The sequence below is a fragment of the Thiobacillus thiophilus genome (assembly GCF_055378705.1).
The window spans coordinates 2,825,050-2,839,732 of sequence record NZ_AP042404.1 but is presented as its reverse complement, the minus strand read 5'-3'; the positions used below and the strand labels follow the sequence as shown (position 1 = coordinate 2,839,732).

Below are 14,683 nucleotides of genomic sequence, written 5' to 3'. Positions count from 1 at the left end.
TGAAGTGCCTTACGCCTGCAAGCCATCGAGTAACGCCATTCCCCATGCCACGCCAAAACCGTTGGCATCGCTCATCACCGCGCCCAGGCCGCCCTTGCAGCTGTGGCCCGACAGGTCCATGTGCAGCCACGGCGTGTCGCCGACGAAGCGCGACAGGAAGCGGGTGGCGAGGATGTGGTCGGCCTCGCCTTCCATGCTGCACTGCTTGACGTCGGCGACCGTCGAATCGAGGCTGCTGTCGTAGTCCTCGGGATAGGGGAAGACGACGATGCGCTCGCCGCTTGTTGTCCCGGCGCGCGAGGCCTGGTGCGCCAGCGCGCTGGAACTGGCGAAGACGCCGGACATGCGGCTGCCGAGCGCGTGGTGCATGGAGCCGGTCAGCGTGGCGAAGTCGGCGATGAGATCGGGCTTGCCCCTGGCCGCCAGCGTGAGCGTGTCGGCCAGCACCATGCGGCCTTCGGCGTCGGTGTGGACGACTTCGATGGTGGTGCCGTTCAAGGCCGTGATCACTTCGTTCTGCCGGTAGGCCTGCGGGCTGATGTGGTTCTCCGCGAGCGCGACCCAGCCTTCCAGCGCGACCGGAAGCTTGAGCTTCGACGCCGCCGCGAGAATGCCCAGCACCACCGCCGAGCCGTTCATGTCCTCGTGCATGCCCTGCATGTACTTGGCCGGCTTGAGGTTGTGGCCGCCGGTGTCGAAGCAGATGCCCTTGCCGACGAACGCCACGGTCTTCCCTGACCCCTGACCCCTGACTCCTGACCCCTTTTTAGGCCCCTTGTAGCTGACGCGCACGATCGCCGCATCCTTCTCCGGCGAACCCTGCGCCACCGCGCAGAAGGCGCCGGCGCCCATTTTCTTCAGCTTGTCGAAAGCGAATTCCTCGACCGTCCAGTCGTACTGTTTGGCCAGCGCCTTGATGCGCTTGCGGTATACGCCAGGGGTGAGTTCGTCCGGTCCCTGCACGGTGAGACTGCGGGTGAGCACGTTGCCTTCGGCCAGCGCCTGCGCGCGGGCGAAACCATCGGCGGACTTGTGGCCAAAAAGCTGCACGGATTTGAGTACCGGATCGGTTTTGGACTTGCGCGACGGCAGCGGCACGGCGTTGACCAGCGCGGTGTAGACGGCGGCCTCCGCCGCACGCGCCGCGAATTCTGCTTCGCCGAACACGGCCAGCGTGAGTGTCTTGGGATGCTCTGCCATCAACAAGGCCAAGGCCTTGCGTACCAGCTCGTGGGTCTCGAAGGTGCTGGCGTCGGCCTTGAGCATCGCGTAAACAGCGAGGGTGCCGCCGGGCAGCTGCACCGCCACCGGCGACTTGGCCAGCGTGTCGATCTTGAGATCGCGTCGCTTCATCGCGGCCTTGAGTTCAACGCTGCCCGGCACCTCTGGCAAGGACTTTGTCACCGGCAGCAGCAGCAGCGCATGGCCCGCTGTTTCGAGCGATTTTGCGGTGATTTCCTGTTTGTTTTCAGTGAGTTTAGGCAGCATGGCGGTTCCTTGTAAATGGCGTTTTTCTTGATGGTTGGCGGGGTTTGCCGGATAATTGCGCGTTTGAATTTTTCCGGCGCTTTTTCCAAGCCTGTCCACCAAGGGTAACCGAATGAAGATTGAAGACAAGAAACGCGTGCTGCGCGAAATGGTGCTGCACCGCCGTTTCGAAGAGCGCTGCTATCAGGCCTATATCGAACGCAAGATCGGCGGTTTTCTGCACCTCTATCCCGGCCAGGAAGCCTGCTGCAACGGCGTGATGGAAGCCGCGCGCCCCGGCCACGACTACGTGATCACCGGCTACCGCGACCACGTCCACGCGATCAAGTGCGGCGCCGACCCGAAGGAAGTGATGGCCGAGCTGTACGGCAAGGAAACCGGATCAAGCAAGGGGCGCGGCGGTTCGATGCACATCTTCGACGCGGCGCACCGCTTCATGGGCGGCTACGCGCTGGTCGGCGGCCCCTTCCCGCTGGCGGCCGGCATCGCCAAGGCGATCCAGCTGAAGGGCGGCGACGAAATCGCCATCTGTTTCCTCGGCGACGCCGCCAACAACCAGGGCGTGTTCCACGAAACCATGAACATGGCGGCGCTGTGGAAGCTGCCGGTGCTGTTCGTGTGCGAAAACAACCTGTACGGCATCGGCACCTCGATCGAGCGCTCCACCGCCGTGATTCACCAGCACAAGCGCGTTGCCGCCTACAACATCCCGGCCGACGAATGCGACGGCCAGGACATCGACATCGTGTACGAGCACGCGCGCAAGGCGGTCGAACACGTGCGCGCGGGCAACGGTCCCTTTTTCCTCGAACTGATGACCTACCGCTATCGCGGCCACTCGATGTCCGACGCGCGCGGCTACCGCTCGCGCGAAGAGGAAGAAACGTGGAAGCAGCGCGATCCCATCCTCATGCTGCGCGACCGCCTGATTACGGCGGGCGCGATGACCATGGCCGACTACGAGGCGCTGGAAAAGGAAACCGACGCCTACATCGAGAACGAAGTGATCAAGTTCTCCGAGGAATCGCCCGAACCGCGCGTCGAGGATCTCGAAAAATACGTTTTCGCCGACCGCGAAACCCAATTGCCCTGGCTCACGGGCAAGGCCGCTTAAGGTTTAAGGAAAGACAGCATGGCAAACATCATGTACTGGGAAGCGATCCAACGCGCCCACGACGAAGAAATGTCGCGTGACCCCCTGGTCATCTGTATGGGCGAAGACATCGGCGTGGCCGGCGGCACCTACAAGGCCACCAAGGGCCTGTACGAAAAATACGGCCCGCTGCGCGTGATGGACACGCCGATTTCCGAAGGCGGCTTCACCGGCCTTGCGATCGGCGCGTCCTTCCTCGGCGTGCGCCCGATCGTCGAAATCATGTCGGTCAACTTTGCCTGGCTGGCGATGGACCAGATGTTCAACTCCGCCGCCAAGGTCCGCTACATGTCGGGCGGCCAGCTGCAAGCGCCGTGCGTGTTCCGCTCCCCCGGCGGTTCTGCGCACCAGCTCGGCGCGCAGCACTCGGCGCGCATGGAGAAGGTGTTCATGGGCATCGCCGGCCTGCGCGTGGTGACGCCGTCCAGCCCCAGGCAGGCCTATGGTCTGCTGAAGTCGGCGATCCGCTGCGACGATCCGGTGTTCATCAACGAACACGAACTGATGTACAACATGAAGGGCGAAGTGCCGGACGGCGAATACTTCCATCCGCTGGAAGGTTCGGATATCGCCCGCGCCGGCACCGACGTCACCCTGTTCGGCTATAACATCTCGGTGCACTGGTGCCTCAAGGCTGCCGAAATCCTCGACAAGCAGTACGGTATTTCGGCTGAAGTCGTCGACATGTATTCGCTGTCGCCGCTGGATCGCGCCGGGATCAGGGCGTCGGTGACCAAGACCCACCGCGCCGTCATTGCCGAAGAAGACGAAGCACCGGTCGGCGTCGGCTCCGAAGTCATCGCCATCATCAACGAGGAATGCTTCTTCGAACTGGATGCAGCGCCGGTACGCGTCCACTCCGCGCTGGTGCCGCAGCCCTACAACCACACGCTGGAAAAAGCGGCGATCCCGGATCATGAAGACGTGGTGAGGGCGGTGCTGAAGCTGTTCGGAAAGGCTTAAAGATCAATGGGTGGGAAGGGAGAAGGGTAAAGGGAGAAGGGTAAAACCCTCCCGGCCGGGAGGGTGGCGCGCAGCGCCGGGTAGGTATCCCCCTTCTCCCTTCCCCCTTCACTTTAATTCCCTCCTTCACTAGCAGGAAACAAACATGTCCCAACACTACGCAATTACGATGCCGCAGCTCTCGGACACCATGACCGAGGGCGTGGTCGTCACCTGGGAAAAGCAGGCCGGCGACCGCGTCGAGCGCGGCGATATCGTCGCCACGGTCGAAACCGACAAGGCCATCATGGACGTCGAAGTGTTCAAGGCCGGTTATCTGGCCGGGCCGCTGGCTGATGTCGGCGCGACCATCGCCGTTGGCGCTGCGCTTGGCTACATCACCGACACCGCGGGCGACGTGGCGATCGCCGCAGACGAAGTGGTGGAAGAACAAGCACAGACCGAAATGATTCCGCACCACGCCGGTACGCCGGTAGTGATGCCTCAACTGTCGGACACCATGACCGAAGGGATCGTCGTCACTTGGGAAAAACAGCCGGGTGACGTCATCAAGCGCGGCGACATCGTCGCCACGGTCGAGACCGACAAGGCGATCATGGATGTCGAGGTATTCCAGGACGGCTTCCTCTCCGGCCCGATCGCCGACGTCGGCAGCGTGATCGAGGTCGGCCACCCGATGGCCTTCATCGTCGACGACGCAGCCAAGGCCAACGACACCGGCGTCACCATCAGCGCCGATCACAAGGTCAAGGACACGCACAAGGTCGCACCGCCTGCGGTCGACCGGCCGGCGCACATTCCCATGCCCAAGGCCGCGCCCGTACAGGTATCCGCCGAAGGCACCCTGCCGCCGGTCGGCCGCCCGTCGGGCCGCCAGGCCAGCCCCTATGCGCGCAAGGTTGCGGCGCAGTTGGGCGTCAACCTCACCGGCCTTGCCGGCACCGGGCCGGCCGGTGTCATCGTCGCCGCCGACGTGGCGCGTGCGCGGCCGTCGATGCAGGAAGTCGCGCACTCGCTGCCGCAGGTCGACGTGCCGGGCCAGGGTCGCAAAATGACCTCGATGGAAAAGGCCGTCTCCCACGCGATGACCGCCTCGCTGACGCTGCCGACCTTCAACGTCACGATGAACATCGACACCGCCGCGCTGACCGCCGCCGCCAAGGCGAAAAAGATCTCGGTGACGGTGGCGATCGCCAAGGCCTGCTCGGTGGCGATGGCGAAATTCCCGCGCATGAACTGGGCCTACCAGCCGGTCGACAAGCTGGTCGAGCGCGACAATCACGACTTCGGCGTCGCCGTGATGTCGAACGATGGCGGCCTGGTGGTGCCGATCCTGCACGGCATCGAGAAGAAGCCGCTGGAGGCGCTGCAAAGCGACTGGACGGAACTGGTCGAGCGCGCTCGGGTTCGCAAACTGGCGCCGGCCGAGTATTCCAACCCAAGCTTCACCATTTCCAACATGGGCATGCTGGGTGTGTCGCATTTCACCGCGATCCCCACCCCCGGCATCGCCGCGATCCTGGCGATTGCCGCCAACGGATCGCAGGGCACGCCCTTTACCATCACCGGCGACCACCGCGTGCTGAACGGTGCCGACGTGGCGCTGTATCTCGCCACGCTGAAGCAGACCATCGAGGCGCCGGAAGGCTGGATTCAAGGGTCAGGGGTCAGGGGTCAGGGAACGGCGGCTGAAACCGTCGCCGGCGCAGCCGCGACCACGAGCGTGCCCGTTTCGCCCATCCCCGAGGGCAATTGGGACTTCCCCGTGGTCGTCGTCGGCGGCGGCCCCGGCGGCGAGGACTGCGCACGCGACCTGGCCGATCACGGTGTCCGTGTGATGATGATCAACAACGAGCCCTTCCCCGGCGGCGAATGCCTGTGGCGCGGCTGCATCCCGTCCAAGGCCTGGCGCGCCGCGGCGGACGTCATCCGCAACCGCGCGCACGACGCCGACATGGGCGTCGACGGCACCAATACACCCAAGCTCAACTGGGAACAGGTCGAAAAACATCGCCGCTGGGTGCAGTCGAGCCGCGGCGAGATGGCGCTGAAGGCAGACAAGGGCATGAAGATCGACGTGCGCGAAGGCTACGGCGAATTCGTCGACGCCCACACACTGAAAATCACCCCGGTCGAGGGCGAGCCCTACACTATCAGTTTCGGCGCCGCGGTCATCGCCACCGGCGCACCCGCCTTCGTGCCGCCGATTCCCGGCGCGCGCGAGAACCTGGCGACCGGCGGCGTGCTCACCTCCGACACCATCTGGAACCTCGCCAGCCCGCCGAAAAAACTCGGCATCGTCGGCGGCGGCGTCATCGGCGTGGAAATGGCGCAGATCTTCCGCGACTTCGGCACCGAAGTGCTGATGCTGGAACGCCACGAGCGCATCCTCGCCGAAATCGAGGAGGAGATCGGCAAGGTTCTGGTCGCATCGCTGGAAAAGGAAATCACCGTCGTCACCAGCGCCGACATCAAGGAAGCGAGCGGCAAGCCGGGCAAGATGAAGCTGCGCTACGCAAACAAGGAAGGCGTCGAGTCCGTGTTCGACTGCGACGTCGTCCTGATGGCCACCGGCAAGCGTCCCGACACCAGCAGGCTTGGCCTCGACAAGGCCGGCGTCGCGCTCGACGGCGCGGCGATCAAGGTCGACGCCCGCTGCCAGACCAGCGCCCCGCATATCTACGCGGCCGGCGACGTCATCGGCGGTTACATGCTCGCCCACACCGCCGCCACGCAGGGCCGCGTCGCCGCGTCCAACCTGCTCGGCCATGGCGGCGAGTACGACCAGGACCGCGACTGCGCCGTCACCTTCTCGCGCCCGCAGGCCGGCTTCGTCGGTCTCTCCGTCGCGCAGGCCAAGGCCAAGGGCATCGACGCGGTCGAGGCCAAGATGCCGATGAGCATCGACGCCAAGGCGATGATCACCGGCGAGACCGAAGGCATGATCAAGCTCGTGGCCGACAAGGCCAGCGGCCGCATCATCGGCGTGCACTTCCTCGCCGACCACACCGACACCCTGATCGGCACCGGCGTGACGATGGTGGCGGGCGAGATGACCCTGACCCAGGTCGCCAGGGCGATCTTCCCGCATCCGACGCAGACCGAGCTGTTCGGCGAACTGGCGCGGCGCTTGTTGAATCGCTTGCGGCGGACCGCGAATAAATAAACCTTGCACCGCACCACCAATGACAAGGGCCGCGAAAGCGGCCCTTGTCATTGTCTTTTTCCGCCATGCGTCGTTGCAGCCCCTTGCCGTATACCCCATACGGCTGCGGGTCTGCGCCTGGCCTGGCGAAAAAATTCATCTGTTTCATTTGTTCCGCTATTTCCGGTTCGCAACACCAGGAGCGGCTTCAGCCGCGATGCGCCGCAAGGCGCAAAGAGTAAATTCTCGCCAGGGTCCTGTCGTGCCACCTTTGCGGGCTACCGCCTACAGGGCTGGCCGACACCAATAAAAACGGTGAAAGCCAATAAAAAACGCCGCGATCGCGGCGTTTTTTATTGCACTGCGCTGACCAGGTAGCGCGGAGTGGCGGGTGCTCAGGCCGCCATGCTTTTGACCGCCATGGACAAGCGGCTCTTGTGGCGTGATGCCTTGTTCTTGTGGACAATTTTCTTGTCGGCGATGCTGTCGATCAGGCTCATGGAAGCCTGAAAAACCTGCTGCGCAGCGGCCTTGTCACCGGCTGCGATTGCCTTGCGCACTTTCTTGATCGCGGTACGGAATTCCGAGCGCTGGCTCATGTTTGTGTCGTGCCGTGCGCTGGCTTGACGTGCGCGCTTGCGCGCCTGGGCGGAGTTCGCCATAACTTTTCTGCTCCTGATAAGCCCAGCCGGAGGCGGGGCATTGGGTCTCTAAGCGCCCTGCACAATGGGCAAGGCAAAAAATCAATCCTGAATCTGAAGCGCCCCGATTCCCACGGACGCCACTGGTGGGAAGATCCACCAAAGCCCGCGATTGTACGGGAAACCCCCGCCACAAATCAAGCGACTTTTGCATGTGGTTGCAGTTGCGGCGCCCGCCCCGCACAATGCGCGCAAAATGCCACCGCCCATGAATCTCCTCAAAGCCCTCGCTGCGGTCAGCAGCATGACCCTGCTTTCCCGCATCCTGGGATTCGCGCGCGACGCCATCATCGCCCGCGTGTTCGGCGCCGGCATGCTGACCGACGCCTTCTTCGTCGCCTTCAAGATTCCCAACCTGCTGCGGCGCCTGTTCGCCGAGGGCGCGTTCTCGCAGGCCTTCGTGCCCATCCTCGCGGAATACAAGAGCCGCCGCGGCCACGACGCCACCCAGACCCTGGTCAATCAGATCGGCACCGCCCTCACGCTGGCGCTGGTCGGGATCGCCCTGCTGGGGGTGGTGGGCGCGCCGTGGGTGGCCTATGTCAGCGCGCCCGGGTTCCGGGCCGACCCGGACAAGTTCGCGCTCACCGTCAGTCTGCTGCGCATCACCTTTCCCTACATCGTCTTTATCTCGCTGGTGGCGCTGGCGGCGGGCATTCTCAACACCCACAGCAAGTTCTCGGTGCCGGCGTTCGCGCCGGTGCTGCTCAACGTCGCCATGATCGGCGCCGCGCTGTGGCTGGCGCCCTATTTCGACCCGCCGGTGCTGGCGCTGGGCTGGGGCGTGGCGCTGGGCGGCGTACTGCAACTGGCGTGGATGCTGCCGCACCTGCTGAAGATCCGCATGCTGCCGCGCCCCACCCGGCATTTCGACGATCCGGGGGTCCGCCGCGTCCTCAGGCTGATGGCGCCGGCCACGCTGGGTGTCTCGGTCGCCCAGATCAGTCTTTTGATCAACACCATCTTCGCGTCGTTTCTTGCCAGCGGCAGCGTGTCGTGGCTGTACTATGCCGACCGCCTGATGGAATTTCCCGCCGGCATGCTGGGGGTGGCGCTCGGCACCATCCTGCTGCCCAGCCTGGCCAGGCATTATGCCGACGACAACACAGCTGAATATTCCAAGCTGCTCGACTGGGGCCTGCGCCTGACCCTGCTGCTCGCGCTGCCCGCTGCCGCCGCGCTGGCGGTGCTGGCGGTGCCGCTCATCACCACGCTGTTTCACTACGGGGCCTTCAATGCGACCGATGTCGCCATGACCCAGCGGGCGCTGGTCGCCTACAGCCTGGGGCTGGTCGGGCTGATCCTGGTCAAGGTACTGGCGCCCGGCTTTTACGCGCGGCAGAACATCCGCACTCCGGTCAAGGTCGCCCTCTTCACCCTGTTCGCCACCCAGATGATGAACCTCGCCTTCATCATTCCGCTCGGCCATGCCGGGCTGGCGCTGTCGATCGGCCTGGCGGCCTGCCTCAACGCCGGTTTGCTGCTGCACCTGCTGAAAAAACAGAAAATTTACCAGCCGCAACCGGGCTGGACCGGCTATTTCCTGCGCGTGCTGCTGGCCGCCGCGCTGATGGCGGCGATGCTTTTCGCCACCATGGGCGAGGCGCAGTGGTGGCTGGCGGCCGGCTTCCTCGACCGCGCAATCAGACTGGCGCTGCTGGTCGGCGGCGGCATCGCGCTGTATTTCGCCGCGCTCGGTCTGATGGGCTTCCGCCCGCGGCAATTCGCCCGCAGCGCGGCCGAATAAGGCGTCGAATCGGCTAGAATTGCTCCCTTTCGGCGCCCGCGGCCTTTATCGCACCCACCGGCAATGCGCATTACCCACGGCTTGACTCCACTCGGTACGCCCCACGCGGTCACCATCGGCAACTTCGACGGCCTGCACCTCGGCCATCAGGCCATGCTCGCCCGCCTGCAGGACGTGGCGCGCGCGCGCGGCCTGCCGAGCTGTGTGCTGAGCTTCGAGCCGCACCCGCGCGAATTCTTCACCCCCGAACAGGCACCCGCGCGCCTGTCCAGCCTGCGCGAAAAAGCCGAATGCCTGCAGCGGATGGGGATCGACCGGCTGCACGTGTTCCGTTTCGACCGCGCGTTCTCGGCGCTGTCCGCCGAGGCCTTCATCGAGCAGGTGCTGGGCACGACGCTGCAGACGCGCTACGTGCTGGTGGGCGACGATTTCCGTTACGGCGCCAGGCGCACGGGCGATTTTGCCCTGCTCAAGCAGGCCGGCCAGTCGCTCGGCTTCGACGCCGAATTCCTGCCCACGGTCGAAGTGGCCGGTGAGCGCGCCTCGTCCACCGCAGTGCGCCAGGCGCTCGCCGCGGGCGAACTCGAACACGCCGAGCGCCTGCTGGGCCGGCCCTACAGCATTTCCGGGCGCGTGATGCACGGCGACAAGCTGGGGCGCGACATCGGCTTCCCCACCGCCAACATCCAGCTCAAGCACAACCGGCCGCCGCTGCTGGGGATTTTTGCGGTCGAGGTCTACGGCCTCAACGGCGAGCCATTGCCGGGAGCGGCCAGCCTGGGCAAACGCCCGACGGTCAAAAACCCTGATGCCGTACCGGTGCTCGAAGTGCACCTGTTCGATTTCAATGCGGAGATATACGGCCGCCGCGTGCGGGTGGATTTTCTGCACAAGCTGCGCGACGAAGAAAAATACCCCGACCTCGACAGCCTCGTTGCACAGATCCGCCGCGACGTCGACAACGCCAAACATTTCCTAGCCAAGATCAAATAAAACCCAGACGCCATGCCTGACTACAAAAGCACGCTCAATCTTCCCGACAGCCCTTTCCCGATGCGCGGCGACCTCGCCAAGCGCGAACCGGGCTGGGTAAGAAACTGGCAGGAGAAAAAGCGCTATGAAGCCATCCGCAAGGCAGCAGCCGGCCGGCCGAAATTCATCCTGCACGATGGCCCGCCCTACGCCAACGGCGACATCCACACTGGCCACGCGGTCAACAAGATCCTCAAGGACATCATCGTCAAGGCCAAGACCTTGAGCGGTTTCGACGCACCCTACGTGCCGGGCTGGGACTGCCACGGCCTGCCGATCGAACTGCAGGTGGAAAAAGCCCACGGCAAGGCCATCGCCCCGGCAAAATTCCGCGAGCTGTGCCGCGAATACGCGACGACGCAAATCGAGCGACAGAAGGCCGACTTCATTCGCCTGGGCGTGCTGGGTGACTGGGACAATCCCTACCGCACGATGGATTTCCAGTTCGAGGCCGACACCCTGCGCGTGCTAGGACAGATCCAGACGGCGGGCTATCTGTATCAGGGCGCCAAGCCGGTGCACTGGTGCGTCGACTGCGGCTCGGCGCTGGCCGAAGCCGAAGTCGAGTACGAGGACAAGACCTCGCCGGCGATCGACGTCGGTTTTGCCGTGGCCGACCCCTCTGACCTCGCGCGCCGTTTCGACATTGCATCGATAGCGGAACCGATCCAGATCGTCATCTGGACCACCACGCCGTGGACGTTGCCAGCCAACCAGGCGGTGGCGCTGCACCCCGATTTCCAGTACGCGCTGGTGCGTACGGCCAAGGGCCTGTTGATCCTCGCCGACAGCCTGCGCGAGTCTGCGCTGGCGCGCTACGGCCTCGCCGACGGCGCCGAGGTCATCGCGCACACCACCGGCCAGGCGCTTGAAGGCGTGCTGCTGTGGCATCCCTTCCAGGAACGCCAGGTGCCGATCATCGTCGGCGACCACGTCACCACCGATGCCGGCACCGGCGCGGTACACACCGCGCCCGGCCATGGCCTCGACGACTATGTCGTCGGCAGCCGCTACGGTTTGAAAGTCGACAACCCGGTGGGCGACGACGGCCGCTTCTACGCCAGCGTTCCGCTGGTCGGCGGCATGAGTATCTGGCAGGCCAACCCGCTGATTCTGGACACGCTCGAAGCCAGCGGCAACCTGCTGGCGCACGAGAAACTGCTGCACAGCTACCCGCATTGCTGGCGCCACAAGACGCCGATCATTTTCCGCGCGACGCGGCAGTGGTTTATTGGCATGGAAGTGAAGGGGGAAGGGGGAAGGGAGAAGGGAGAGACCTTGCGCGAGCAGGCGATGGCGGCGGTCGAGGCGACGCAGTTCTTCCCGAGCTGGGGGCGTGCGCGGCTGGAGGCGATGATCAAAAATCGTCCCGACTGGTGCGTCTCGCGCCAGCGCAACTGGGGGGTGCCGATGCCCTTCTTCACCCACAAGGAAACCGGCGAACTGCACCCGCGCACAGCAGAGCTGCTGGAAGCCGTGGCGAAGCGCGTCGAGGCCGCCGGCATCGAGGCCTGGTTCGCGCTCGACCCGGCCGAACTGCTGGGCGAGGACGCCGCGCACTACAACAAGACCGGCCACACGCTCGACGTCTGGTTCGATTCCGGCGTCACCCACGCCTGCGTGCTGAAGCGCCGTCCCGAGCTCGCGCACCCGGCCGACCTCTATCTGGAAGGCTCCGACCAGCATCGCGGCTGGTTCCAGTCATCCTTGCTCACTGGCTGCGCCACCGACGGCCACGCGCCCTATAAGGCTTTGCTGACTCACGGCTTCGTGGTGGATAGCAAGGGATACAAAATGTCCAAATCCAGGGGCAACGGCATTGAGCCCCAGGAAATCGCGAATAGCATTGGAGCAGATATTCTGCGGCTGTGGGTGGCATCCACCGATTATTCCGGCGAGCTGTCCCTGTCCGACGAGATCCTCAGACGCGTGGTGGAAGGCTATCGCCGGATTCGAAATACCTTGAAATTTCTGCTCGCCAACCTGTCGGATTTCGACCCCAAGGCACACGCGCTGCCGGTGGCGGAGTGGCTGGAAATCGACCGCTATGCGCTGGCGCTGACGCGGAAACTGCAGGGCGAGCTGCAGGCGCATTACGACGCCTACGAATTCCACTTCATCGTGCAGAAGCTGCAAGCTTTCTGCTCCGAAGACCTCGGCGGTTTCTACCTCGACATCCTGAAGGACCGCCTCTACACCAGCGGCGCCGACAGCCGCGCCCGCCGTGCCGCGCAGAACACGTTGTTCCACATTACCCAAGCCCTTAGCCGCTGGATGGCGCCGATCCTGTCGTTCACCGGCGAGGAAGTGTGGAGTGAACTCTCGGGCAGTTCGGACGATTCGGTGTTCCTGCATACCTGGCACGAACTGCCGTCACAGGCCGGCGAAGCCGATCTGCTGGACCGCTGGACCCGCATCCGCGCCATCCGCGCCGAGGTGCAGAAAGAGCTGGAGACCGTGCGCGTCGGCGGTGCCATCGGCTCGTCGCTGCAGGCCGAAGTCACGCTCCAGGCCAGTCCCGACACCCTCGCCCTGCTGACGCCGCTGGGCGACGACCTTCGCTTTGTGTTGATCACCTCGCAGGCACAGGTCGTCGCGGCCGATACCGACCACGTTGAAGTCACCCCGAGCACCGCGAAAAAATGCGAGCGCTGCTGGCATTACCGCGCCGACGTCGACGCCCACGCCGACCATCCCGGCCTGTGCGGTCGCTGCGTCAGCAACCTCTATGGCGACGGCGAAGCGCGCACGCATGCCTGACACGGCCAGCCGTCATCGAGCGCGAAGCGATTCGACCGAACATACGCTACGGCATCGCAATGCCCCGCCCTCGCCCCGATTAAACTTCTACGCCATGAAATATTTCTCTGACCCCGCAATACGCAAATGGCTGGGCCTCGCCCTCGCCGTCATCGCCTTGGACCACCTGACGAAATGGTGGGTATCCGCTACCCTCGATTACCAGGAAACCATCCCGGTGCTGCCATTCTTTTCGCTGGTGCGGGTGCACAACACCGGCGCGGCATTCAGTTTCCTGGCGGATGCCGGCGGCTGGCAGCGCTGGTTTTTCATTACGGTCGGCGTCATCGCCACCGTCATCATCGTGCGCCTGCTCAAGCGCCACGCGCGCGAGCCGCGGATGGCCTTTTCGCTGGCACTGATGCTCGGCGGCGCGCTCGGCAACGTGATCGACCGCGCCGTGCTGGGGCACGTGGTCGATTTCCTGTATTTCCACTACAGCGGGGTTGGCTGGCCGGCGTTCAACGTCGCGGATTCCGCCATCTCCGTCGGCGCCGCCCTGCTGATCTGGGACAGTCTGTTCGGCAAAGACGCCGCACACAAATCATGACCGATCGCGCCGTCGCCGCGGGCGATACCCTCCAGCTCCGCTATGCCTTGCGCCCGCGCGGCGGCGACGACCTCGTCTCCAACTTCGACGACCCCGAAGCGGAAACCGTGACCCTCGGCGACGGCACCCTGGCGCCGATGCTGGAGCAATGGCTGATCGACATCCGCCCCGGCGAGCGCCATGTATTCCTGCTCGACCCCTGGCAGGCCTTTGGCGACAGCCAGCCCGACCTGATCCAGACCCTGCCCAAATCCGACCTGCCCATCGATATGAAATTCGAGATCGACCAGCTTTTCGAATTCGCCATGCCCAACGGCCAGACCCTGGCCGGGCGCATTCTGGAAATCGGCGGCGACGCGGTGAAAGTCGACTTCAACCACCCGCTCGCCGATCTGTGCATCGAATTCGAAGTGGAAATCGAACGCATCCTGTGAATCCGAGCACCCCTCTCAGCAAGCCCTTATCGCCAACACCACAGCTGAAAGGGGAGGTGAGATTCGCTTGCTTCGACAACCGGATCAACAAGGCTGCCAAGGTGTTGAGGTTCGACCTGCCCTGATCCTTGTCGCGTGTTCAAAGCTTGCCGCTGGCAGCAAACAGGCCATCTTCCAGCAATCACTTTCGTTTAGATCGAACAGTGAATTTTCTCTAATTCTGACCCTGTCTATTTCAAGCGGGTAAAGGGTTTACCATAAATCAACCCTTCATCGCCCCTGACTACCACGTTTGGCGCGTCCATCACGCCCACCGCGATTCCCTTGCACATCGGATCCGATACCCTGACGGGCTTCAAAACCGATGCCATAGCGGCTACCACCACGCACGACTTTCTTTACGCCGGTGTTCCCATCTGAATCCTCGACCCCAGCCGCATCGGATGAATGCGATGCAGCAACCGATGTCGGTGTGCCCCGCTCCACGTTCACTGCTGTTTGAGTGTCCGGTCCTGCCTGAGCGGCCATGACGAACAACATGCAAGCAAAAGAGATGAATTGTATGAAGAGGAAGCGCATGCCATTTTGATTCCATTGGGTTGAAACGAAGGGTGACGCCCAAGTATTGCCCGGTTTTTTCGCAGCCGTTACAGCTTGTTTCAGCTTGTTTC

Annotated in this window: 12 protein-coding genes; 9 read left to right on the top strand and 3 right to left on the bottom strand. The window is 63.9% G+C overall.

What is annotated here, in order from left to right:
* Nucleotides 1–9 precede the first annotated feature (9 nt).
* A complete protein-coding gene (locus ACZ41T_RS14190; protein ID WP_464922016.1) occupies nucleotides 10–1,488 on the bottom strand; it encodes a M17 family metallopeptidase in 1,479 nt (492 codons plus the stop codon).
* Nucleotides 1,489–1,600: 112 nt separating this feature from the next.
* Here ACZ41T_RS14190 and pdhA point away from each other — a divergent pair, with 112 nt between their 5' ends.
* The 4 genes from pdhA (at nucleotide 1,601) to ACZ41T_RS14170 (ending at nucleotide 7,127) form a co-directional block, all read left to right on the top strand.
* Nucleotides 1,601–2,602: a pyruvate dehydrogenase (acetyl-transferring) E1 component subunit alpha gene (pdhA, locus tag ACZ41T_RS14185; protein WP_464922015.1), complete on the top strand. Its 1,002-nt coding sequence runs from the start codon at nucleotides 1,601–1,603 to the stop codon at nucleotides 2,600–2,602.
* An 18-nt stretch (nucleotides 2,603–2,620) separates the two neighbouring features.
* Nucleotides 2,621–3,604: an alpha-ketoacid dehydrogenase subunit beta gene (locus tag ACZ41T_RS14180; protein WP_464922014.1), complete on the top strand. Its 984-nt coding sequence runs from the start codon at nucleotides 2,621–2,623 to the stop codon at nucleotides 3,602–3,604.
* 145 nt (nucleotides 3,605–3,749) lie between these two features.
* Nucleotides 3,750–6,770 (top strand): FAD-dependent oxidoreductase, encoded by a 3,021-nt coding sequence (locus ACZ41T_RS14175; protein WP_464922013.1) that lies wholly within the window; start codon nucleotides 3,750–3,752, stop codon nucleotides 6,768–6,770.
* A 3-nt stretch (nucleotides 6,771–6,773) separates the two neighbouring features.
* Complete coding sequence (locus ACZ41T_RS14170; protein WP_464922012.1) at nucleotides 6,774–7,127, top strand: hypothetical protein; 354 nt, start codon at nucleotides 6,774–6,776, stop codon at nucleotides 7,125–7,127.
* 17 nt (nucleotides 7,128–7,144) lie between these two features.
* Here ACZ41T_RS14170 and rpsT read toward each other — a convergent pair whose 3' ends face one another.
* A complete protein-coding gene (gene rpsT / locus ACZ41T_RS14165) occupies nucleotides 7,145–7,411 on the bottom strand; it encodes a 30S ribosomal protein S20 (RefSeq protein ID WP_464922011.1) in 267 nt (88 codons plus the stop codon).
* A 247-nt stretch (nucleotides 7,412–7,658) separates the two neighbouring features.
* Between rpsT and murJ the strand changes: the two genes are divergently transcribed.
* The 5 genes from murJ to ACZ41T_RS14140 all read left to right on the top strand — a co-directional run bounded on the left by murJ (nucleotide 7,659) and on the right by ACZ41T_RS14140 (nucleotide 14,012).
* Nucleotides 7,659–9,197: a murein biosynthesis integral membrane protein MurJ gene (gene murJ / locus ACZ41T_RS14160; RefSeq protein WP_464922010.1), complete on the top strand. Its 1,539-nt coding sequence runs from the start codon at nucleotides 7,659–7,661 to the stop codon at nucleotides 9,195–9,197.
* A 63-nt stretch (nucleotides 9,198–9,260) separates the two neighbouring features.
* The gene (locus ACZ41T_RS14155) at nucleotides 9,261–10,190 is read left to right on the top strand and encodes a bifunctional riboflavin kinase/FAD synthetase (protein WP_464922009.1); all 930 of its coding nucleotides are present in this window, start codon (nucleotides 9,261–9,263) and stop codon (nucleotides 10,188–10,190) included.
* Nucleotides 10,191–10,202: 12 nt separating this feature from the next.
* Nucleotides 10,203–12,989, top strand: a complete 2,787-nt coding sequence (gene ileS / locus ACZ41T_RS14150; protein ID WP_464922008.1) for an isoleucine--tRNA ligase — start codon at nucleotides 10,203–10,205, stop codon at nucleotides 12,987–12,989.
* 94 nt (nucleotides 12,990–13,083) lie between these two features.
* Complete coding sequence (lspA, locus tag ACZ41T_RS14145; protein ID WP_464922007.1) at nucleotides 13,084–13,578, top strand: signal peptidase II; 495 nt, start codon at nucleotides 13,084–13,086, stop codon at nucleotides 13,576–13,578.
* Nucleotides 13,575–14,012: an FKBP-type peptidyl-prolyl cis-trans isomerase gene (locus ACZ41T_RS14140; protein WP_464922006.1), complete on the top strand. Its 438-nt coding sequence runs from the start codon at nucleotides 13,575–13,577 to the stop codon at nucleotides 14,010–14,012. The genes lspA and ACZ41T_RS14140 overlap by 4 nt, the downstream gene beginning before the upstream one ends.
* Nucleotides 14,013–14,282: 270 nt before the next feature.
* Here ACZ41T_RS14140 and ACZ41T_RS14135 read toward each other — a convergent pair whose 3' ends face one another.
* On the bottom strand, nucleotides 14,283–14,591 hold the full coding sequence (locus ACZ41T_RS14135) for a hypothetical protein (protein ID WP_464922005.1): 309 nt from the start codon (nucleotides 14,589–14,591) through the stop codon (nucleotides 14,283–14,285).
* Nucleotides 14,592–14,683 lie beyond the last annotated feature (92 nt).